The sequence below is a fragment of the Bifidobacterium sp. LH_450 genome (assembly GCF_056356715.1).
The window spans coordinates 226,024-248,893 of sequence record NZ_JBKEUU010000005.1 but is presented as its reverse complement, the minus strand read 5'-3'; the positions used below and the strand labels follow the sequence as shown (position 1 = coordinate 248,893).

Annotated in this window: 15 protein-coding genes and 1 tRNA gene; 10 read left to right on the top strand and 6 right to left on the bottom strand. The window is 65.4% G+C overall.

All coding sequences use genetic code 11. From position 1 onward, the window contains the following. Both AC1AXT_RS08025 and AC1AXT_RS08020 read right to left on the bottom strand, forming a co-directional pair. On the bottom strand, nt 1-362 hold a 362-nt coding region (locus AC1AXT_RS08025), incomplete at its 3' end, for a helix-turn-helix domain-containing protein (RefSeq protein ID WP_476562952.1). An 84-nt stretch (nt 363-446) separates the two neighbouring features. Next, nucleotides 447-671, bottom strand: coding sequence for a hypothetical protein (locus AC1AXT_RS08020; protein WP_476541178.1), 225 nt, complete (start codon nt 669-671; stop codon nt 447-449). Between the two features lie 787 nt (nt 672-1,458). On the opposite strand from AC1AXT_RS08020, the gene AC1AXT_RS08015 reads away from it, so the two are divergent. The 4 genes from AC1AXT_RS08015 (at nt 1,459) to AC1AXT_RS08000 (ending at nt 7,178) form a co-directional block, all read left to right on the top strand. Continuing rightward, nucleotides 1,459-3,435: a serine/threonine-protein kinase gene (locus AC1AXT_RS08015; RefSeq protein ID WP_476541176.1), complete on the top strand. Its 1,977-nt coding sequence runs from the start codon at nt 1,459-1,461 to the stop codon at nt 3,433-3,435. 101 nt (nt 3,436-3,536) lie between these two features. After that, the gene (locus AC1AXT_RS08010) at nt 3,537-4,526 is read left to right on the top strand and encodes a DsbA family protein (RefSeq protein ID WP_476541174.1); all 990 of its coding nucleotides are present in this window, start codon (nt 3,537-3,539) and stop codon (nt 4,524-4,526) included. Nucleotides 4,527-4,644: 118 nt separating this feature from the next. Beyond that, nucleotides 4,645-4,718: transfer RNA gene (locus AC1AXT_RS08005), tRNA-Thr, on the top strand. Nucleotides 4,719-5,570: 852 nt separating this feature from the next. Beyond that, nucleotides 5,571-7,178 carry an aggregation-promoting factor C-terminal-like domain-containing protein gene (locus AC1AXT_RS08000; RefSeq protein ID WP_476541172.1) on the top strand — a complete coding sequence of 536 codons (1,608 nt, stop codon included), beginning with the start codon at nt 5,571-5,573 and terminating at the stop codon, nt 7,176-7,178. A 30-nt stretch (nt 7,179-7,208) separates the two neighbouring features. On the opposite strand, the gene AC1AXT_RS07995 is transcribed toward AC1AXT_RS08000, so the two are convergent. Next, nucleotides 7,209-8,450 (bottom strand): ATP-binding protein, encoded by a 1,242-nt coding sequence (locus AC1AXT_RS07995; RefSeq protein ID WP_476541170.1) that lies wholly within the window; start codon nt 8,448-8,450, stop codon nt 7,209-7,211. 488 nt (nt 8,451-8,938) lie between these two features. Here AC1AXT_RS07995 and rsmA point away from each other — a divergent pair, with 488 nt between their 5' ends. The 3 genes from rsmA to AC1AXT_RS07980 all read left to right on the top strand — a co-directional run bounded on the left by rsmA (nt 8,939) and on the right by AC1AXT_RS07980 (nt 11,436). Next, complete coding sequence (rsmA, locus tag AC1AXT_RS07990) at nt 8,939-9,844, top strand: 16S rRNA (adenine(1518)-N(6)/adenine(1519)-N(6))-dimethyltransferase RsmA (RefSeq protein ID WP_476541168.1); 906 nt, start codon at nt 8,939-8,941, stop codon at nt 9,842-9,844. Next, nucleotides 9,841-10,740 (top strand): 4-(cytidine 5'-diphospho)-2-C-methyl-D-erythritol kinase, encoded by a 900-nt coding sequence (locus AC1AXT_RS07985; RefSeq protein WP_476541167.1) that lies wholly within the window; start codon nt 9,841-9,843, stop codon nt 10,738-10,740. The genes rsmA and AC1AXT_RS07985 overlap by 4 nt, the downstream gene beginning before the upstream one ends. 69 nt (nt 10,741-10,809) lie before the next feature. Further along, the gene (locus AC1AXT_RS07980; protein ID WP_476541165.1) at nt 10,810-11,436 is read left to right on the top strand and encodes a LytR C-terminal domain-containing protein; all 627 of its coding nucleotides are present in this window, start codon (nt 10,810-10,812) and stop codon (nt 11,434-11,436) included. A 103-nt stretch (nt 11,437-11,539) separates the two neighbouring features. Here the strand turns inward: AC1AXT_RS07980 and AC1AXT_RS07975 are convergent, their stop codons facing one another. After that, nucleotides 11,540-12,955: a CCA tRNA nucleotidyltransferase gene (locus AC1AXT_RS07975; protein WP_476541164.1), complete on the bottom strand. Its 1,416-nt coding sequence runs from the start codon at nt 12,953-12,955 to the stop codon at nt 11,540-11,542. An 84-nt stretch (nt 12,956-13,039) separates the two neighbouring features. Between AC1AXT_RS07975 and AC1AXT_RS07970 the strand changes: the two genes are divergently transcribed. The 3 genes from AC1AXT_RS07970 to AC1AXT_RS07960 are packed head-to-tail and all read left to right on the top strand — an operon-like array spanning nt 13,040 to nt 19,860. Then, the gene (locus AC1AXT_RS07970) at nt 13,040-13,702 is read left to right on the top strand and encodes an NUDIX hydrolase (protein ID WP_476541162.1); all 663 of its coding nucleotides are present in this window, start codon (nt 13,040-13,042) and stop codon (nt 13,700-13,702) included. Nucleotides 13,703-13,705: 3 nt separating this feature from the next. Continuing rightward, on the top strand, nt 13,706-15,967 hold the full coding sequence (locus tag AC1AXT_RS07965; RefSeq protein WP_476541160.1) for a DUF6049 family protein: 2,262 nt from the start codon (nt 13,706-13,708) through the stop codon (nt 15,965-15,967). Further along, a complete protein-coding gene (locus AC1AXT_RS07960; RefSeq protein WP_476541158.1) occupies nt 15,964-19,860 on the top strand; it encodes a lipid II flippase MurJ in 3,897 nt (1,298 codons plus the stop codon). Before AC1AXT_RS07965 ends, AC1AXT_RS07960 begins: the two co-directional genes overlap by 4 nt. Before the next feature lie 174 nt (nt 19,861-20,034). Here the strand turns inward: AC1AXT_RS07960 and trxB are convergent, their stop codons facing one another. Together trxB and AC1AXT_RS07950 are read right to left on the bottom strand one after the other, a co-directional pair. After that, nucleotides 20,035-20,976, bottom strand: a complete 942-nt coding sequence (gene trxB, locus AC1AXT_RS07955) for a thioredoxin-disulfide reductase (RefSeq protein WP_476541156.1) — start codon at nt 20,974-20,976, stop codon at nt 20,035-20,037. A gap of 139 nt (nt 20,977-21,115) precedes the next feature. After that, the gene (locus tag AC1AXT_RS07950) at nt 21,116-22,870 is read right to left on the bottom strand and encodes a ParB/RepB/Spo0J family partition protein (protein ID WP_476541154.1); all 1,755 of its coding nucleotides are present in this window, start codon (nt 22,868-22,870) and stop codon (nt 21,116-21,118) included.

Below are 22,870 nucleotides of genomic sequence, written 5' to 3'. Positions count from 1 at the left end.
AGCGTGCGAATCGACCTGGCTCCTGCGTCCATGCCGCCGTCGCGCAGCTCGCGGCGAAGCTGCGCCACCCGCCGGCGCGTGTCTGCGTCGGTGCGGTTGGCGACCCGGCGCGCCGCGCGGCTGGCCGGCACCAGCGCCGCCTCGCCGTCCTGGCGGTAGCGGCGCTCGAGCTGGTAGACCCATTGCCTGCTCACGCCATAGCGGGCGGCCACCCTGGCGACCGCCTCGCCTTCGGCGAGGGCCTCGATGATGCGCACGTTGCGCTCGTAGAGGGAACGCGCCTGCCGGCTCAAAGCGGACGGATCGACCTCACGGGTAGTCTTGTGATTGTCGTTGCCTTGGTTGTGTTTGCTATTGACCATACCAATCACAACCACGGCAACGGCCTGAAAAATGTCAACCATCCCCTCGGACCACTGTCAACCATCCGCTGACACAGCTGTCAACTATCCGGTCGAACAGGACACTGCGTTGCGTTCCGGGAAGGTGGTAACGACCAGACAACCACCGGAAATCTCGGAGCGATAGCCGCACGATTCGAGCGCTTGTGCCAGCGTATTGCCGGCTTCATGTCCGTAGGCACCCTGCGCCCAACGATTGACGACGCCGCAAGCCGCCTCTTGCCGCTCCACCGGAATAGGGATCCGCCCCCACCCTTCGAATCTCGGCATCTTTTGTTCCTTTCGTAGCTATATATTTCCAAGATTTATCGCACTTATGCTGCCTCGCCCCGATCGGAGAAGATCGCAAAAAGATCGGGAAACCTCTGTGCATCCTCCATCCGATGCGAAACCGCCAACGACTGGAAAATAGATTGAAGGGAACATTCCAGTCGACGGTGAGCGGTGAACGACTGGAACGTGGACGGCGCGGAACGGAACAGTCGGTAGCGAGCAGTCAGCGACTGGAAAGTAGGAGAGACGGAACAAAGCAGTCGCTTGCGCAGTCAGCGACTGGAGTATGCAATCTTGGATATCTTCCAGTCGGTGGCGACGCGTGAGCGACTGGAAAGTAGAGACGACGGAATAGTCCAGTCGCTCGCGGACTCAGCGTCGGAGTTATGGAATCTTGAATATTTTCCAGTCGCTGACTACGCCTGAGCGACTGGAAAATGGGAAGAACGGAACGAAACAGTCAGTGAGGGCGCGTGAGCGACTGGAATGTAGAGTCCCGGCTATTTTTCAGTCGGCAGCAGGCAGTCAGCAACTGGAACGTAGACGGGGCGGAACAAAACAGTCGCCGACCGCACCTCAGTGACTGGAAAGTAGATTTCCGGCTACGTTCCAGTCGGTGACGACGCGTGAGCGACTGGAACGTAGACGGGACGGAACGAAACAGACGGTGGCGAGCAGTCAGCGACTGAAACGTGGAGGGGATGAAATAGTCCAGTCGGGAAAAATTGGGCGGTTTTCAGGAAACGCTTTCTTGGTTTTCCGGGAATTCATTACGATGGTGGGCATGAGTGATTTTCACGCGCTGAATCTTGAGCCTGGGGACGTGGTGGGAGGCTATACGCTGGTCTCCCGCCTCGGCGCGGGCGCAATGGGTTCGGTATGGCGCGTGGAAGACGGGGGCGGCCAGGCGCACGCCATGAAAATCCTGCGCGATTCCTTCGCCGACGACGAACACGCGACAAAAAGCAACGTCACCGCCCGCGAACGCCTGCGCCGCGAAGCGATGGCGCTGCGGCGGATCAGCAACCCGGGCGTCTGCGGCATCGACGACATGGAACTCGACGATTCGGTGGCGTTCATCGTCACCGAGCTGATCGAAGGCGAGAACCTGCGCGAAGACGTCAAGCACAACGGCAAGTACGTCGCCGAGGATCTCGAGCGGCTCGCAAGCAAGCTGATCGCCGCCGTCCAGGCGGTGCATGACGCCGGCATCGTCCACCGCGACATCAAGCCGACGAACGTCATGGTGTCGGTTTCCGGACCGGTGCTCGTCGATTTCGGCATCGCGATGGGACAGGGCGAAACGCACGTTACCAGCACCGGACTGGTGATGGGGACGCCGGGATTCATCGCGCCGGAAATCATCGACGGCGCCGAATCCGACGACATGACCGACTGGTGGTCCGTCGCGTCGGTGCTGGCGTTCGCGGCGACCGGCGAGCCCGTATTCGGCACGTCGCCGATGATGGCGGTGCTCGAGCGCGAGGCGAGCGGCAACGCGAATCTTGCCGGGTTGCCGCCGCGTACGCTCGCGGCGTTCCGCAGCGCGCTGGACCCGGACCGTTCGAAGCGCTGCACGCCGCAGGAACTGCTCGCCGCGATTTCGCAGGACGCCTGGAACAACGACGACAGCGGGGAGACGATGCTCCCTTTTGGCAGATCTAGGCCGATTCTTGGGGGCAGTGCGCCCGCAATGCCGCCGTCGATCGCGCCGGACGACGCCACAATCCCCAACCCGCGCCGCGGATGGAAAGACGCCGAGGAAACGCTCGCCGCCGAAGCCGCCGCCACGCAGCCGATTGCGACAGGAACGCAACCGCTGGCGGTTGGAGAAACCCAGATTATCGGCGAGACGACCACGGCTATACCGGCAGCCAACAGCGCGACCACTGCGATGCCGACGGAGGGGGAGACGACGGCTGCGTTGCCGTTTGGCGGGACACAACCGTTAGCTACGCAACCGCTGGCGCCGCAGCCAACCATGCCGCAGCCCACGACGCAGTCTTTGCCACCGCTGGCGCAACCGACGCCGCAACCGCAGCAGAAACCGCAATCTTTTGTACAGCAGCCGGCGGCGTACGAGCCGTACCCTGCGCAGCCGCCGGTGCAGCCGACGCCGCGGGCGTGGCCGGCGATGCTGATGTTCGCGCTGCCAATCGGGTTGCTGGGGGCGGCGATGCCGCTCGCCGGCTGGCTGGCGTCGGCCGCGCTGCTGTGGGTGATGACGGCGGCCGGGCTGAACATCGCGGCCCAGCGCACGCGCGAATGGCGGCGCGGCGGCGGCGCGAAGCCGTCGGACCGGCTCGCCCGCGCCGTCACGTTCCCGTGGCACCTGGCGCGCGGATTCGTCGCCGCGCTCCCCTCCATCGCGCTCGATGCGCTGATTACCGCTTGCGTCGTCGTGATTCTGTCGGTGCTGGAAGGAATGACGTTCCGCCCAGCCGCGCTGGAACTGTTCGGCGCGACGTTCAGCCTGCCGCTGCCGTACGACGCCTCGGCGTCGGCGGCCGGCCTTTCGATGGCGCTCGCCTGCGCCGCCGGCTGGGCCGTCGCCGTCTACGGGCCGTCGTCGGAGCCCTGCCGCGCCGCGCTCGGTTCGTATACTGTCAAGATTCACCCGTCTTCACAGAATCCGACCAGCCGGATGAATATACTGGGCGTCGCTGCACTTGCGCTGTGCTGTGCGGCAAGCGTTGCGGCCCTGTGCATCCTGCTGGCCACCCCCGTCATCGACTGGTGGCCGCTGGGGGCCGTTGCGTAATACGCGCCGCATACGCCTTAGACTTGAGCTTTAGATTAGATTAAAGGATTTACGACCTACGCTTCATGCCCGCGAACGCTTGCGGACAGGAAAGGATCTCGATGGCACAGGACCCGAAGAAGGACGCCAAGCGCCTCTCCCGCGCCGAACGCCGCGAGGCGGACCGGCGCGCCCAGCAGGCACGGCTTGAACGCGCGCGCAAGGAACGCAAGCAGCAGACGATCATCGGCGTCATCGTCATCATCGTCGTGCTGGCGCTGCTGGCGGTGGCCGGCGTCGCCGTGTACCGCAATACGCATCCTTCCGCCGAAGAGCAGGCGAGCACCGAAACCTCGAACCAGGCGTACGAGGCCCTGCAGGCCGTCAGCGTCAAGCCGTCGGTCGCCGACGACAAGGGCGGCATCCTCATTTCGAAGGACGGCTATGGCAAGAGCGTGGCGGATGCGCCGACCGTCGGCATCTATATGGACTTCCTGTGCCCGGGCTGCGGCAACCTCAACCAGCAGCTTGACCAGGACCTCATCAAGATGATGAATGCCGGCCAGGTGAATCTCGATCTGCACTTCATGTCGTTCATGGACCGCTACTCCACCGACAACTATTCGACCCGCGCCGCGAACGTGGCGCTGGCCATCGCCGACAACGATTCCAACCCGGACCACCTGCTGTCGTTCATGACGAACATGTACAAGAGCGACTTCCAGCCGGGCGAAGGCAGCGAATACGAGTCGGTGTCGAACGACGAGATCAAGCAGCAGGCGCTCGACGCCGGCGTCTCCGAAGACACGCTCGCCAAGGCGTTCGACGGCACCTACGACGACTGGCTGACGGCCGTCAATACCTACACGCCGAAGCGTGAGGAGCTGTGGAACACCTCCGGCTCGCTCAAGGGCTCGATGAGCACGCCGACCGTGACGATCAACGGCTACTTCTGGGATCTCAACGACCTTTCGCTGGCGAAGATGACGATCGCCGAAGGCTTCCTCGAGGCGATCGGCCTCAAGGCGGACCAGGTGGGCGTCGCCGGCGACATGCCGTCGATCGGCGCCACCGGCAAGCCGATTTCCGTAACCACCGGCGAATCGGAGTAGCGCAGCGCACGGCGCCCGGCGAAACGCCCCAGTTGACCGATCGGTTGCGGCTGGTATGCTATTACCCGTTTGTTCGTGCCACGGGTGTGCCCCTTGGCTCCCAGTGGCATGACACGCCGCCTCCTTAGCTCAGATGGCCAGAGCGGCCGCCTTGTAAGCGGCAGGTCGTCGGTTCGATCCCGACAGGAGGCTCAATTGTGTCGCCCTCAAGGTTGACGTATACTTAGAAATACTCGGGATGCGGCAACTGGTATGCGACGCAAGAATGGTCTTACCGTGAGTAAGTGCCCGGAAGCCTTCCCCCAACCATAGGCTTCCGGCTCAGGCGAGGCAATCCCCCAACCAGCCTTGCCTGCCCGGGGGCGAGAACATCCCCTTCTCTCTCGCCCCCTCTTTTTGCTCTTGGCGGCAATGTCAGCCGCCGTGCTCGCAGGCTATGTTGCCCATCCCGGTTTCCTTATGTTCCGCTGGCGCTTCCTTTACTGCCCCTTCAGGCGTTTGGGTGACGCCCCGTTTTGTTTTTCGTGGTCGCTTGACGAGTCCCTTCCGAATTCCCCAATGCCCCAACACCGGTGATTTTACGCCATTTATGGCGTACCGTCGAATCGGATACCCCTTAAGAATAGTCGCCGCCGCACCGCCAGCTTCGCCGAAACTTCACAAATCCAGTGTTTGCAACGGTTCCATCAGCGTGGCGTATACCCCCTTCCATTGCGCCGCCGCCATGGTCACAGGCTCTCCCACGGCGCCGTTACGCCGCTCGGGCGCTGGGATCGATGGTTCGAAACCCAGCCAATCGGCAAGGAAACGGTTCCCCACTCCGGCCATCGGAAAGATGGCCGTCCGACGGAGGGTCCAAGAGGCGGAAAGGAACGATCCGGGAAGCGGAAATGGGCGGATGGACCGGGAAAACGGCGGGAATCGTGAATCTTGTTCAAAAAAGCGGCACGCTGGCGGACAAGCGCTTGGTGGAAGCGGGGCGCATGTGCGAAACTGGAAGGGTATGCCCGCTAGCGGTACCGCGGGCTGGAAAAGAGGAAGCGCATGGCAAAGCGTTGGACGCCGCGTCGTACGGTGACGCTGCGACGCATCCGCGTAATGACGGTGGTAATCTCCCTCCTCCTCGCCTCCTGCGTAACGTTCTTCGTAACGGCGCGCAAAACGGTGGCGCTGGAAGTCAACGGCGAACGCAAGGTGGTGACCACGTACGCGATGAGCGTGGAGGGGCTGCTGCGCGAACAGGGCGTGACGACGAAAACGCATGATCTCATCCAGTCGGCTTCGGGCGGCACGCTGGCCAACAACGACGTCGTGACCGTCAAAAGCGCCTACCAGACCAGCGTGACGATCAACGGGCAGGAAGTGCCGTTCTGGACCGTCGCCGACAGCGCTTCGCAGCTCATCGGGTTCTTCGAGGCGAACCAGGTGAAGGCGTCCGAAGTCACCGTCAACATCAAGAACATCTACAACCAGCTCACCGGCGGCCTCGTCATCAACGAAGACGGACCGGTCACCGTCGTCGCCGACGGCAAGTCGTCGGTCGCGCCCGACGGCAAGCTCCCGGCCGCGTCGATCCTCGATTCGAAGGGCATTACGCTGGGCAAGGAAGACCGCGTCAGCGTGCAGGAAGACGACGGCACGACGGTGCTGCGCGTGCAGCGCGTGACGCACGGCGAATCCACCGAAACCGAACCGGTGGCGTTCACGTCGCGCACCGTTGTCGACAAGACGCTCTCCCCCGGCGAAACGAAGATCGAACAGACCGGCGTCGACGGCGAGAAGACGATGACGTACAACGTTACGTACGTCGACGGCGTCGCCGAATCGAAGACGCTGACGAACGAAGTCGTCACCCGCGAGCCGGTGGAGGAGATCATTGCCGTCGGTCCGGCGGCCAGCGAAAGCGACGCCGATTCGTCCGCTTCGGCTTCCAGCACGGATTCCGGCAGCGGCGACGCTTCCGGCAATGATTCTTCCGACTCCGCTTCGGATTCTGCTTCGGATTCGGCGAGCGCCGATCCTTCCGAAGCCTCCAGCGATGCCGCCTCGCCGAGCGCCGAGCCGTCGCAAAGCGAATCGGAATCAACGGGCGACGCAGACTCTTCCTCCGGCGACAGCTCCGCTTCGTCGACGCCGACGCAGGAACCCACGCAGAGCGCTACCCCGACGCAAACGCCGACCCAGACGGCCACGCCGAAGCCGACCCCTACCCAGACTCCTACGCAGACGCAAACCCCGACAACGAAGCCATCCACGTCGACCTCCGGCGGGTCGGACTCCTCTTCGTCTTCGGGTTCCTCTTCCTCGTCGGGTTCCTCGAGCGCAGCCAATTGCCGCCTCTACCGGCCCTCCGTCGCGCAGGCGCAGACGTATGCGGCCGGCGCGGCCGCGCAGTATGGCTGGACCGGCGATGACTGGACGGCCCTCGTCAAGCTGTGGAACCGCGAATCCAGCTGGAACTGGAGCGCGGAGAACAAGTGGAGCGGTGCCTACGGCATTCCGCAGGCGCTGCCGCCGACCAAGATGGCCGTGTATGGCGACTATATCAACGATGGCGCCGCCCAGATCGACTGGGGGCTGAGCTATATCGCCGGTCGCTATGGGTCCCCTTCCAAGGCCTGGGAGCACTCGGAAAAGTATGGATGGTACTAAAGCGATTCGGCAGGGAACCGAGAACGCAGGTCACTGGGCGCCGAGAAGCCAATCGGTGGCATGGATGATGCGGATTCCCTCGGCGGTGATCCCCTGACCTACATCAAGCCAGTTCATCGTGATGACGGTACGGGGGAATGAATCGCTCAATCGCCGCAACGGTTCGAGTTCGCGTTGACGAACCGCTTCGTCCGCCATCGACCAAGTCACTTGGTAATACTCGCGTTCCAGACCGCGCTTGGCAATGAAATCAATCTCGAGATCGTCGATTCTTCCAACGGTCACCTCGAATCCGCGCCGTTTCAGCTCAATGAATACCAACGATTCAAGTTGCGGCCCCAGATCCGATTGCGGATCGCTGCACACGAGATTGCGGAAACCGTTGTCGACGGTATACCATTTGCGCAGCGGCGACAGCGTTTTGCTTCCCCGCAGATGTTCCGTACGCGCTGAGTAGAGAATGAACGCCGACCGCAGTCCCTCCATCCAGTTCGAAACCGTACGTGGATTCAGCGCGAGCCCCTTCGCTTTCAGCAGGCCGGAGATACGGGTAGGGTTGAGGAAATTGCCCGACGTCGAGAACATATATTCAGCAAGATTCTGCAACGATTCCATATCCCGAACCGCATAGCGGCTCGCAACGTCCCGCACAACGACGCTGTCGTATACCGCGGAGAGCGTTGCTCTCCACTCTGTCGGAATGGCGTCACCGCGAGCGTACAGGCCAGGCATGCCGCCGTAGACCATGTAGTCATTCAACGCTTGTTCAGCGGAAGGAACCGGAACGCCGTCCCCCGCCGCGAGCGCGGCGCGGAACGCATAGTATTCAGCGAACGACAACGGGTATACGGGAATCTCCACGTACCGGCCGGCAAGGTAGGTGGCCAGTTCACCTGAAAGCAGCCCGGCATTGGAGCCGGTGATGTAGACGTCGGTATTGTCACGGGTATGCAGGCGCCGCACCACGCGCTCCCACTCGGGAACGTCCTGAATTTCGTCAAGGAAGACGTAGACGGTTCCTTCCTGTGCTTGTTCGAACCGAGCAGCCAGTTCCTGGCGCAGGTCTTCTCCAGTGAAGCCTAGCGGCATATTGAAATCATCGAAACGTCGCTGGATGATGTTTTCAGGCGGCACGCCTTCCGCAAGCAGCTGGTCGGCAAAGAGCTGCAGCACCGTGCTTTTCCCGCACCGCCGTACGCCGGTGAGTACTTTGATCTGCCCGAGATTCCGGAACCGGTTGAGAAGGCCAAGATACGCAGGACGGGGAATCATCAGGTCTCTCCTTCTCTTTTCTCTCTATCACGCGCTTTCGCGCGCTTGTCTGGGAACCTATTTCATGTAGTATACTACACAAAACAGTTCAAAAAATGATTTTTGTGTAGTATAGTACACAAATTACGCTCCGTGCTCACAGCGATGCCGTGCCCGAGGGTACGGAAAAGGGCTCCTCCCAGCAGGGACGGCATCCATGGCGGGCGTTTGCATATTCCAGCGGTCCAGACTTTCGGGGGCTTGAGATCGCTGGACACAATCTCGGAGGCTAGCATCCCTAGAAACCGCGGTATTCCAAGGGTTTTGCACATGAGCCCAAACCACGTTGTGTCCAGTGGGTTCAAGGGGCCCGAAAGTCTGGACAGCCGTGGGCGGTTGGAGGCAGCTAGCTCACAGGCTTTGGGCGTCGTCGGCGCCTAGACGCCGGGCCGGTGGGTGAGGTCGGTAGAATGGTGGGGAATGGGAACGTATTGAAGCAAAGGACCTTCATGACGCAAAGCGAGGAAGGCTCGGCAGGGCGCCTGCTGGGCGCCGCCGACATCCGTCGCATCGCGGCCGACGCCGGCATCAGCCCGACGAAGAAATTCGGCCAGAATTTCGTCATCGACCCCGGAACGGTGCGGCGCATCGTGCGCGAAGCCAGGGTGGGCGCCGGCGACCATGTGCTGGAAGTCGGGCCGGGCCTGGGCTCGCTGACGCTGGCGATCCTCGAGACCGGCGCGAGCGTCACGGCGGTGGAGATCGACCCGCCGCTGGCCGAACGGCTGCCGGATACCGTCGGCGAATACATGCCCGAAGCCTCTAGCCGCTTCGACGTCGTCAACAACGACGCATTGGCCGTCACCCCTGCCAACCTGCCGCAATTCAGCGACGATGAACGGTTCACGCTCGTTGCCAACCTGCCGTACAACGTCGCGACGCCGATCGTGCTGACGTTGCTTGAGCGCTTTGCAAACCTGGATTCATTCCTCGTCATGGTGCAGAAAGAGGTCGCCGACCGGCTCACGGCCGGCCCGGGCTCGAAGATCTACGGCACTCCCAGCGTGAAGCTCGCCTGGTACGGCACGGCGACCGGCGCCGGAACGATTGGCCGCAACGTGTTCTGGCCGGCGCCGAACGTCGATTCGGCGCTCGTGAAGTTCACGCGCTACCCCGGCGGCGAGCTGCCGGAAGCGGAACGCGACGGAGCGTCGCGCGAGGACACGTTCGCACTCGTCGACGCCGCATTCGGCCAGCGCCGCAAGACGCTGCATGCGGCCCTGAAGAAGCTCGTTCCTGCGGAAGCATTCCAAGAAGCTGGCATCGACCCGACGCGGCGCGGCGAAACGCTCACCATCGGCGAATTCGCACGCCTCGCCGCAGCCATGCGGGAAATGAAGGAGGGCGGACGGTGAGCGGGGCGGGACAGGTGGTCAGCGTCGACGCGCCGGCCAAAACGAACCTGACGCTGCACGTCGGCCCGCGCCGCCAGGAATGGGGCGGCCGCCACGAGCTCGACACCGTCTACTGCGCCATCAGCGTCGCCGATACGGTGACGGTGGTGTCGAAGGCGCCCGGCGCCGGCTTTTCGCTTGATATTTCCGGACGGTTCCTCGGCGACCTCGCGTCGTCGTCGACCGACATGCGACGCAACCATGCGGTGCTCGCGCTATTCGCGATGGCGCAGGCCGCCGGCGTCGACCCGGACGTGTCAATCGCCATCGAGAAGAACATTCCGGTCGGCGCGGGCCTGGCGGGCGGCTCGGCCGACGCCGCCGCGACGATCCTTGCGCTGGATGCGCTGTGGGACCTGCATTGGCCGCTCGAACGGCTGCAGTCGGTGGCGGCGACGCTCGGCGCCGACATGCCGTTCTGCCTGACCGGCGGCTACGCGCGCGGCACCGGTTTCGGCGACGTCATCGAGCCGCTGGCCGCGGACAGCCCGGAGGTGCAGACGCTGAAAGCCCGCGGGTTCGACGGCACCGTGCTGCTCGGCGCGTACCGCTCGCAACTGAGCACGCCGGAAGTGTACGCGGCGTTCGACGAGATGGGCGCGGGCCCCGGCGACTGCAACGACCTGCAGCGGGCGGCGATTGCGCTGCATCCGCGCTCGGGTCTCGCCGTCGAGGCGGCGCTGCAGGCCGGCGCAACGCAAGCGTTCGTCTCCGGTTCCGGCCCGTCGGTCATCGCGTTCGTTCCGGACGACGCCATCGCCGCGCGCGTGGAGCGGGCGTGGATCAGCCGCGACGCCGTCGACCGCACGATCCGTGCAACGGCGCCGGTTGTGCCCATTGTGCGAAACCACGGCTGAAGATTGCCGGCGCGTCAGCTCTTGCCGGTAAGCTGAAGACTTGCAGCAAGCGTAGATCCAGGGAGTGTTATGGCCGACAACAACGACGAAAGGGAAGCGCGCAAGGAATACATGCGCCGCCGCCAGACCATCGTGTTCTCCACCATCGGAGCCGTCCTCGTCGTCGCCTTCATCATCGCGCTGCTGTTCTTCTTCCACGTCGGGGGCCTCGGCGAAGTCGAAACGGCCGAGGACGAACCCAACTACGGCATCACCGCGCCGTGCGCCAACCCGGGCGCCGACGGAGCGACGAACAAGTACCTGGAAAACCGCAGCGTGACGGTGCGCGTGCTCAACGGCACCTCCTCCTCCGGCTTCGCGCAGGCCGTCGGCAGCGCGCTGGAAAACCGCGAGTTCGTGCTGCAGGGCGTCGACAACTATTCCGATTCCGACGTCGAGCGCACAATCATCCAGTTCGGCAAGAACGCCATTCCCGAGGCCTATACGCTCGCTTCGAACTTCAATGACGCCGAGCTCGTGATGGACGACCGTTCCGACAAGCTCATCGACGTCGTGCTCGGCGACTCGTTCAACAATCTCGTCGACACCGAAGACGTGCCGAAGACCGGTTCCGACATCGTCAACATCTCTGGCTGCGTAGCCGCGGACACGATGACGAACCTCGCCAAGGCGCCGGAACACACGGCAGTTGGCTGAGATTTCCGGGCTGCCTGACGTATCCAGACGCCAGCGTTGCGTTCTGCCAAAGATTTGAGATTTTCGACGGCGGCTGCCGCGCATACCTGCGGCAGCCGCCGTTTTACAGCTCTTCCTGCGCCCAGCGGCGCAGTTCGGCGACGGCTTCGTCGTGGCCGACCGGGCCGTTGTCGAGGCGGAACTCGAGCATGTGCCGGTAGGCGCGGCCGACTGCGGGGCCCGGTTCCAGGCCCAGCTCGGCCATGATCTCGTCGCCGTTGAGGTCGGGGCGGATGGCGTCGAAGTCCTCCTGCTCCTTGAGCTGGCGCACGCGCTCTTCCATTTCGTCCATCGCATGCTCGAACACGAGCGCCTTGCGTTTGTTCTGCGTCGTCGCGTCGGCGCGCGTCAGCCGGTTGAGGCGCTCGTAGAGCGGGCCCGCGTCCTTGACGTAGCGGCGCACGGCCGAATCGGTCCACGGTTCGTCGACGTAGCCATGGAAGCGCAGGTGCAGGTCCACCAGGCGCGAGACGTCCTCGACCATGTGGTGGTCGAAGCGCAGCGCCTTCAGGCGCTTGCGCGTCATTTTCGCGCCGACCGCGTCGTGGTGGTGGAAGCTCACCTTGCCGCCCGGCTCGAAGCGGCGCGTCTTGGGCTTGCCGATGTCGTGCATCAGGGCGGCCAGCCGCAGCGTGAGGTCGGGGCCCGGCACCGGGCCGTCCTCGCCGGTTTCGAGCGCGACGGCGCGGTCGATGACGATCATCGTGTGCTCGAACACGTCCTTGTGGCGGTGGTGTTCGTCGATTTCCAGCTGCAGCGCCGGAATCTCGGGGAAGACGATGTCCGCCAAACCGGATTCGACGAGCGCCTCGATGCCGGCGCGCGGCCGGTCGCTCATCAGCAGCTTGACCAGCTCGTCGCGCACGCGTTCGGCGGAGACGATGTCGATGCGTTCGACCATGTCGCAGATCGCCTCGGCCATATCGGGGGCGATCGAGAAGCCCAGCTGGGCGACGAACCGCACGGCGCGCATCATGCGCAGCGGGTCGTCGTCGAACGACTGGCGCGGGTCGACCGGCGTGCGCAGGATCTTGCGGTTCAGGTCGTTCGCGCCGCCGAACGGGTCGACGAATTCCATGTCCGGCACGCGCAGCGCCATCGCGTTGACGGTGAAGTCGCGGCGCGACAGGTCGCCTTCGAGCGTGTCGCCGTAGTTGACCTCCGGCTTGCGCGAATCCGGATCGTAGGTGTCGGAACGGTAGGTGGTGACTTCCACCTTCACTTCGGTGCCGTCGGGACGGCGGCGCATCGCGCCGAGCGTGCCGAACTTGCGGCCCATGTCCCAGAAGCCGTCGTGGCCGAAACGCCGCAGGATCGGCTCGAACTGCTCGGGCCGTGCGTTCGTGCAGAAGTCAAGGTCGTGGCTGGGCCGCTTGAGCAGCAGGTCGCGCACCGGCCCCCCGACCAGCGCCAGCTCATAGCCTTCGGCGGCGAACATGCGCCCCAGTTCCATGGCTTCCGGCCATACTTCGAAATCCACTTGCACCCTTTCGCCCCGTGACGTTTATGCCCTTCAAGCATACCGTTACCCCACCTGCACGCAGGAGTGAGTAATGTTGAAGGCATGATTACGCCCGCAGACGTTGCACGCATGCATGCCAACGCTGCGGCGAACCATGCCCAAAACCCCCTCGAACCCGACCGCCTGCTCTACACGTCGCAATCCGACGGGCTGGCCCCTGCCGGGAACGCCTCCAGCGACGCCCAGCCGGGCACGCCGACGCCGGCGATGATGCCCCGGCGCCGCGCCAGCGACCGCCCGCAAACGTTCGCGTCGCTCGACGCCCAGGAACTGCCGGTCGTGCGCGAATATTCCGCCGGAGGCCTGGTGTTCGACGACCATGGCCGCGTGGCGATCATCGCGCGCCATTCGCGCAGCGGGCACCTGGAATGGTGCCTGCCGAAGGGACACATCGAAAAGGGCGAGACGCCGCAGCAGACTGCGGTGCGCGAGATCCACGAGGAGACGGGCATCCTTGGCGAAGTGGTAGATTCCATAGCAACGATAGACTATTGGTTTACAGGCACCAGCCAGCGCGTCCACAAGCTCGTGCACCACTTCGCCTTGCGGCAGATCGGCGGCGAGCTTTCGGTGGATGGCGACCCCGATCACGAGGCCGAAGACGCAATCTGGGTAGACTTCGAGGATCTCGATGATGTTTTGAGCTACCCCAATGAGCGTAAAATCGCTTGGCTGTACGCAAGGAAACTCAACAGACAGGCGTAGGAAGTGGATCACCGTTCAACCCGTTGGCGCTGGGCGCTGCGCGCGTGGTGCGCGCTGGCCGCGCTTGCCGTGACGCTGGCCGTGGCCGTCGGAATCGGCGCAGGCACGGCGTTCGGCGACGAAGGCGACGGCAGCGGCGCCGGGCAATCTTCCGAAAGCGCCGAAAGCGCCGGAACCGACGGAACCGCTGCGAACGCCGTGACAATCGACGTCGTCGACATCACGCCGGTCGTCACCGCCACCTCCGGGCTGCACGTCACCGTGAATATCGCCAACGGCACGACGACGGCGATGCCTTCCGGCACGTTCTCGCTGCTCGCCAATCTCAACCATACGTTCGTGTCGCGCACCGACATCCAGCAATGGGCGGAAGGCACCAGCGGCATTCCGGCGCCCGACGAGCTCGGCAGCGTTTCCGTCGCGCCGATTGCCGCCGGCGACAGCGCGACGGTAAGCGTCGACGTCGACGCCGACAACGACATGCTCGCTTCGATCGGCAGCTGGGGCCCGCGCCCGCTCGCGCTGCAGTACGCCGTCGCCGGCGGCGCCGAAGCCATAGACTATACGTTCCTGACGCGCTCGTGGGAGGGGCTGGCTTCCTCGCGCACGCCGCAGCTCAACGTCGCCATCGCAATGCCGCTGACGACGTCCCAATGGCAGGAAGATTCCGACGCCGCGGCGAAGCTGCTGTCGTCGCCTGCGACGGCTTCCAGCGACCCGGCGGCCATCGTCGGCGTTGCGGACAGCGCGAAGGAAGAACTCAAGAAGAAGGACAATCTTGGGTCGCAATACCCCGCATTGCAGCTGGTAGGCGACCCGAAGGCGCTCAAGTCCGTATCCACGCCGCACCTGCACGGGCTGATGCAGGCGGCTGGCTTCGACATCACCGCGTATGCGCAGATCGACGACGCGGCGCTCTACCGGGACGCCGGCATCAAGATGCAGAGCTGGACCGCCTCGACCGGGCTCAACGAATACCGCGGCATCATCGGCTCGGATGACGCCGAGCTCGCCTCCTACGCCTGGCAAGGCGACGGGATCTGGACGATGGACGCGCTCGAGCGGGCGCGCGAACAGGGCTATACGCGCGTCATCGCCACCCATGACTTCGACATGCAGGACGATTCGACGGTGCACACGTCCACCTACGCCGTGCCGACCTCGGCCGGTGACGTGACGGTGCTGGCCGCGCAGCCGGTGCTCAGCACGCTGGCGTCGGGAGACGCGACAAGCGGCGACGCGGCGGCCGAGGCGACGCAGGCCGGGCGCATCGCGCGCTTCATTGCGCAGAGCGCGTTCTACCAGATGGAGCAGCCGTATACCGAACGCTCGGTGCTGGTGTGCATGGGCGCCTCGACGTCGGCCTCCGAAGCGGGGGCGCTGATGGAGGCGCTCGGCAACGCCAGCTGGCTCGACCTGAAGGACCTCGACGCCATCGCCGACGCCGACCCGTACCTGTCGGGCGACGACGCGGCGGCGCGCGTGCCAGCCGACGATGAAGACTCGGACGTGAACGTGGCGGCCGTGCGCTCGGTGCTCGAATCGCTGCAGACGAGCCGGGAGGACATCGAGCGGTTCACGTCGACGATCCTTACCGAACCGGGCTCCGGCTCCCCCTCCCCGTCCGCGTCCAGCGGCTCCGGGGGCGACGGCGACGATCCGGAGACCGAGGCGAGCCCGTCGGCCAGCGCGGACGCCTCCGCGCAGCCCGACGCCAACGGCAAGCTCAACGCCAACGTGTGGACCAGCTACCTGATGCAGGCGCACGACGCCGAGGCGCTGCTGGCCGGCGGCACGTCGTCGGCATTGTCGCACGCGATGCAGGAAGCGGCCGCCGACTTCGCCAGCCAGCTGCTCGACAGCGTGTCCATTACGTCGTCCAATACCGTCAACGTCGTCAGCGAAACGGCGTCGCTGCCGGTGACGGTCAGCAACGCGCTGCCCTACCCCGTGAGCGTCAAGGTGTCGTCGATCACCGATTCGATGGAGATCGTCACGTCGCGGTTCGCCACGACGCAGGTGCCGGCCAAGGGCGAGGCGCAGGTGACGTTCACGATCCGCGTGTCCACGTCCGGCACGACGACGGCCACCGAACAGCTGCTGGACGGCAACGACCAGGCGTTCGGCACGCCGAAATACACCACCATCACCAGCGCGCTGCAAATCAGCGACAAAAGCGGCGTCGCGTTCATCGTCATAGCCTGCCTGCTGGGCGTGGTCGGGCTGTGGCGCCAGTTCCACCGCAAGAAGGATCCCGACGAATGAGCTCTTCAGTAGGCCGCAATTCGCTGATCATGGCGTCCGGAACGGCCGCCTCGCGCATCACCGGGCAGATCCGCACGATCCTGCTGGCGGCCGCCCTGGGCACGACCGGCATGGCAGCCAATGCCTACCAGGCGGGCGCCATGATCCCGCAGGTCATCTACACGCTCGTCTCCGGCGGCGTGTTCAACGCGGTGCTGGTGCCGCAGATCGTGCGCACGCTCAAGGCCAAGGACGCCGAGGAGCGGCTCAACAAGCTCATCACGTTCGCCATCGTGCTGCTCGCCGCGGTGACGGTGCTCATGGCCTGCTGCACGCCGCTGCTGGCCCGCATGTACGTCAACGGCAGCCCCCAGCTAATCGCGCTGACCGAGGCGTTCACGCTGTGGTGCATGCCGCAGATCTTCTTCTACGGCCTGTATACCGTCATCGGGCAGGTGCTGGCGGCGAAGAACCATTTCGCCACGTACGCGTGGAGCTCGGTGGGCGCCAACGTCATCAGCTGCATCGGCTTCGTGGCGTTCATCGTGATGTTCGGCAACGGCACCGAGGAGCCGCTGGCGTTCTGGACGCAGGACAAGCTGCTGCTGACCGCCGGCATGTGGACGCTGGGCGTGGCGTTCCAGGCGCTGATCCTGTTCGCGCCGCTGCGCAGGATCGGCATCCACTACCGCTTCAAGTGGGGCCCGCGCGGCATCGGCCTGCGCCAGATGGGCCCGGTGGCCGCATGGAGCCTGGGCATCGTCGTCGTCGACCAGCTCGCCAACGTGCTCATCACCCGCGTGACGACGTCGGCGCCGCAGCTGGCCGAAAGCAATCTCGGGCTCAGCCAGTTCGACGTGGCCGGCAACGCCACCTACCAGAACGCGTCCACGATTTACCTGCTGCCGTATTCGCTGATCGCCGTTTCGGTGGCCACGGCGATCTTCCCCCAGATTTCCGCCGCCGTCGCCGACCGGCGCATCGACGCGGCCCGCGAGGACCTCTCCGACGCGCTGCGCAGCGTCGGCACGATCATGTTCTTCTTCACGGCGGCGTTCCTCGTCATGCCGCTGTCGATTACGCGCGCGCTGCTGCCGTCGGTGGCCGTCAAGCAGGCGCTGCTGATCTGCGCGCCGCTGATGGCGCTGGGCGTCGCGCTGCCGCTGACGAGCGCCTACCTGATCATCCAGCGCACGTTCTACGCGTTCGAGGACGGCAAGAGCCCGTTCATCTTCATGTGCATCTTCAACGGCCTGCAGCTGGCGCTGATGTACCTGCTGATGGCGTTCCTGCCGGCAACGCAGTGGGTCACCGTCGTCGCGCTGTCGTCGACGCTGAGCTACATCATTTCGTTCGTCCCGCTCGTGTTCATGCTGCGCAAGCGCTTCGAGCGGCGCCTGGACGGCAAGCGCATCGCCTCCGCGTACGTCAAGGCGTTCGTCGCGGCCGCGGCGGCCACCGTCGCCGGCCTGCTGCTGCGCCAGCCGGTCTATAGCCTGCTCGGCATCGAGGTGGGCGCCGACGACGGCTCGATGAGCTGGGTGCAGTCGCTGGGTTCGGCGGCGCTGCTCGGCATCGCGCTGGCGATCGTCTATTTCGGCGCGCTGTGGCTGATGCGTTCCGACGAGCTGATGTCGGTCGTCGCGCTCGTGCGCAGGAAGCTTCCCGGCGGCGCCAAGGCGACCGGAGGAGAATCTCAGATTCCGGCCGAGGAAACGCTGGCCGAACCGCTCAACGAAGTCGAGGAACTCGGGCCGCCGGTGCCGGCGGAACTGGCCGAGATTCCTTCTACGGGGGCCGGTAATATGGCAACCGCAGCATCGGCGCATGGCGGACCGTCCGCAGCTGCGGCCCCGGCCGTTCCAGCGCCAACCAATTCAACCAGGCATCGTGAAGCAGAGGAAACCATGAAGCCTCATTTGGGGGACACCGTTCTCAACCGCTATACGCTCGTTTCGCCCCTGCGCGAAGAACCGGGCCTGCAGGTGTGGAAAGCCAGCGACCGCGTGCTGTCGCGCGACTGCCAGCTGTTCATCGTCAACAACCGCGCCGTGCTGCCCAGCGTCAACGCCGTGGCCGGCGCCCTCGCGCTGAGCCGCAACCCCCGCTTCACGCAGGTCTTCCAGCTGCAGCATGACGGCGACGTCGCCATCGTGCTCACGCAGATCGACCAGGGCCTCTCGCTGTCCCAGTACATCGAGGCGATGCCGCAGCGTCCGATGACCTACGAGGCGATGCGCTCGATCATCGCCGACACCTGCAAGGCGCTGATGCAGCTGCACCACGACCACCTGACCCACAAGTCGATCAGCACCGACACCGTGCGCCTGACCAAGAGCGGCGTGCAGCTGGCCGACACTCCCGTCTCCGCCGCGCTGTCGGACCTGTCGGGATGCACGCCGGGCTCCGGCGACGAACGGCTCGCCGTATGCCAGCTGGCCGCCACGCTGTACTGCCTGATCGTGCGCGAGCCCTCGCGCCTCAACCAGCAGTTCTCGCTGGATAAGCTGCCCGCGGACCTGCCGATGGAATTCCGCGCGATCTGCAAGCGCGGCCTGAACCTTGCCGAACCGGGCACGCGCACCGTGCCGCTGCTCACGCTCGCCGAACTCGAGGCGCTGCTCGGCGCCCCCAAGCCGATGCATGCGTTGAGCCGCACCGACGTAAGGCTGCCGGGCATCGAAGGCGAATGCTCGATCGTGTCGGCGCCGGTCAAGCCGGTGCTGCCTTCGGACATCATCCCGCTGCCCGAGTCGCTCGCCTCGTCCGAAACGATGCCGTCGCTGGTGTTCAACGCCATCAACGATCCGCTGGCCGATGTCGGCCCGCTCATCGACGAGGAGGAGGACGAGAACCCCGGCGAGAAGACGGAGGCGATGCAGGCCGCCGGCTTCAAGTCGCTGTGGAGCGCCAGCAAGGCGATGATGGAGGGCAAGCCCGCCCCCGATACGGGCACGACGCCGGAAATCAACCCTTCCGACGCCACCGAAATGTTCACGGCGTTCACCGGCGACGAGCCGGAATCGCCGCTGCAGCCCAACCGCATGACGGTGTCGATGGACGTCAGCGGCATTCGCGACGGCTCGCGCGACCTGGTCGATTCCATCAACTCCACCGGCCGCATTCCGGTCATCGGTCCCGACGGCAAGGTGGTGCCTCCGGGCGCCGAATCGCAGCGGGCGCTGGACGAGGAACGCCGCCAGATCAACGAAACGTACGACGCGGGCCTGGCGGCGCTGCCGCCGAGCTACGCCCCGCAGTCGAGCCCGGCGAAGGCCACGCTGCCGACGCTGGAGGACGACGACGGCAAGAAGAAGCACCGCGGGCGCCTGGCCGTCATCATCGTCGTCATCGTCGCACTCGTGGCGGCGCTGGGCGTAGCGGTGCATTCGCTGGCCACCGGCGGCTCGCTGTTCGGGTTCCTCAAGGAGGACGACACGAGCTACTGGCCGTCGATGAACCTCAACGACGTGCCGTTCGGCTCCCGTACCGGCGAGGACGCGAGCGAGGACCAGCCGACCCCCACGAAGTCGCCTACCGCCACCGAAAGCCCGTCGCCGACCGAATCGGCCACGACGACGAACACGACCCCGTACACGGTGGCGTCGCAGAAGTTCCTCAATGAGCCCAACGGCCAGCAGGGCTACGGCTACTACCTGCACCTGAGCCAGCAGGAGGAGGTCTCGCGCGTCGTCATTACGATCCGCTCCTCCGGCGGCACCGGCTACATCCGCGTCAACACGGCCGGCGACCCGACGCAGGGCGAGCAGGTCGCGCAGTTCACGTTCGCCGAGTCCGGCACGACCGACGTCGTGTTCGACAAGGCCGTCAAGACGCAGGACATCGTGCTGTGGGTGCCGATCGACAGCCTGCCGGGCAACCAGCTCTATATCGAATCGATGAAGGCCTACTAAAGCCGCCATTGCCGCACGGCGGACGCGCAGCAAGCCGTACACGGCAACGTTCGCGGCCACCGCGAGGAAATCTCCCCGTAGCAGGCAAGGCCCATGGACGCAGAAAACGAAGCCCCGCCGGAACCGCAAGGAACCGGCGGGGCTTGGTGGTGGAGGAAGGAAGGCGGGCTTGCCCTATGCGGACAGCTCGTCAAGGTAATGCTGTGCGTCCAGCGCCGCGCGGCACCCCATGCCCGCGGAGCTGATGGCCTGCTGGTAGACGTCGTCGACGCAGTCTCCTGCCGCGAAGACGCCCGGCACGACCGTTTTCGCCGACGCGCCGGCCACCTGGATGTAGCCGCGGTCGGTGAGCGGCAGCTGGCCGTCGAGGAACGCCGTGCACGGCTCGTGGCCGATCGCCACGAACACGCCGTTGGCCGGCAGGTCCGTTTCCTCGCCGGTGGCGACGTTGCGTACGCGTACCGACGTCACGCCGGTGCCGTCGCCGACAATCTGCTCGACGCGCGAGTCCATGACGAACGAAATCTTGTCGTTGGCGACGGCGCGGTCCACCATGATCCGCGAGGCGCGGAACTGGCCGCGGCGGTGGATGACGGTGACCGACGACGCGAAGCGCGTGAGGAACAGCGCCTCTTCCAGCGCGCTGTCGCCGCCGCCGACGACGACGACCGGCTTGCCGCGGAAGAAGAAGCCGTCGCAGGTGGCGCAATACGAAACGCCCTTGCCGGAATAGTCGATCTCGCCCGGCACGTCGAGCTTGCGGTAGCTCGAGCCGGTGGCGACGATGACGGCGCGCGCGTCGATTTCGCAGCCGCCGGACAGCGCGATCTGCTTGACCGGTTCGGCCAGCGCCACCGACACGGCGTCGTCGAACACCAGTTCGGCGCCGAACCGCTCGGCCTGCCGCTGCATGTTCTCCATCAGGTCGGGGCCGAGAATGCCGTCCGGGAAGCCCGGGTAGTTCTCCACTTCGGTGGTGTTGATCAGCTGGCCGCCCGGCGTCAGCGCGCCGGCGACGACCAGCGGCTTGAGGCCCGCGCGGCCCAGGTAGATGGCCGCCGTATAGCCGGCCGGGCCGGAGCCGATGATGACTGCTTGACGTACGTTTTCGCTCATGCCCCCTACCTTACGGAACGGCCGCGGCCGGCGCCCGAAATTCGCCTGTCGGCGTTCCGTTGGACGTCCGGAACGCAACAGCCCAGCCGCTGGTCGGAAGCGGCTGGGCTGTTGGAACCGGAATGCTGAATCGAGATTTTCAGGAACGTTCGGTGGCTGCGGCGTGCGCCTCGAGCGTTTCCTGCGCGCCGGGAAGCGTCTCGCCGGGGGCGAGCAGCGCCGCGATGCGGTCGAGTTCGTCGGGCGAGCTGAACACGATTTCGATGCGGCCGTGCTTTTCGGAACCCTTGATCGTCACCTTCGTGTCGAAGCGGTCCTCGAGATGCTGCTGGATGGCCGAGCCGGACCACGGGTTGGCGCGGTTCGACTTCTGCTTGTGCAGCTTCTCGCCGTTTTCGGCGGCCTTGAGCGACACGATTTCCTCGGTGCTGCGCACCGACAGCCCCTCGTTGACGATGCGTTCGGCCAGCGCCTCCATGTCGGCGTCGTTCTTCAGGCCCAGCAGCGCGCGGGCGTGGCCGGCCGTCAGCTCGCCGGCGGCGACGCGCTTCTGCACGGCGGACGGCAGGTTCATCAGGCGCAGCGTATTGGCGATCTGCGGACGCGACTTGGACACCGACTTCGACAGCTGCAGCTGCGTCAGGCCGAATTCGTCGATCATCTGCTGGTAGGCGGCCGCCTCTTCAAGCGGGTTGAGCGCCACGCGGTGCAGGTTCTCGAGCAGCGCGTCGCGCAGCATGTAGTCGTCGGCCGTCGTCTTGACGATGGCGGGGATGGTGTCGAAGCCGGCGAGCTGCGAGGCGCGCCAGCGGCGTTCGCCCATCACGAGCTCGTATTCGCTGTCCAGACGGCCTTCGAACTGCCGGTCGAGCCATTCCTGCAGCGACGGCTTTGCGGCGTTCTGGGGCTGCGTTTCGCTGCTCTGGGAGGCATTTGCGGCAGGGGGGTCGCTCTCGGCGGCTGCGTTTTCAGCGCCGGCATTCGCTGCCGCTTCGTTTTCGGCGGCTTCGCGTTCGGCGGCCATGCGCGCGCGGGCGGCCTCGATCTGCTCGGCCGGACGCTTGCGCACGACGATCGGCTGCAGCACGCCCACTTCCTTGATCGACTGCGCGAGCTCCTTGAGCTCGTTCTCGTCGAACACCGTCCGCGGCTGGTGCAGATTCGGCCCGATGTCGCTCAGGCTCAGCTCCACCAGGTAGCCGCCCTGCACCGGCTTGAGCTCCATGCCGTCGTCGCCCTGTGCGCTGCCAGCGCCCTGCGTGGCGCTTTCAGCGGGGGCCGGCGCCGCGTCGCCCTGCACGGCCTGCTTGGCCGCGTCGTTGGCGGCCTTGAGCTTGGCCATCTTGTCGTCGTCGAGCACCGAGGCGCCGAAGAACAGGTCGCTGGGGTGCGCCATGTCGCCGATCGACGGCATCGCGGCGCGCTTCGAACCGTTCGGCTGCGCGGCTTCCTCCTGGGCCGCGCCGGATTCCTGCGCCGGCTCGAGCTTGTGTTCGGCGGCCTGCGGCGTCAGCGTCATCGGCTTCGACAGCCGCGAGACGGTGTCGGCATTGCGCGTCATTTCGCCCATCGACGGAATCGTGGAGTCCAGCGGCGAGATCGGCGCTTCCGGTTCCGCCTGCTGTGCTTCTTCCTGAGATTGAGATTGGGCAGCCCCCTGCGCCGCGTCATCGGCCTGCGCAGTGCCGTTGGGCGCCGCCGCTGCCACGGCAGCCGGTTCGCCGCTCGTGGCCTGCTGGGCGGCCTGCGCTGCCAGGTCGGCCGCTTCCGCCGCTTCCTGCGGCGTGGGAGCCTCATTCTTCTGGGCCGCGTCGCCCTGCTTCGTTTTGAGCTGCTCGCCGGGGAGAGCCGGGAACAGCGCGCCCAGACCCCTGCCTAACCGTGATTTCGCCAT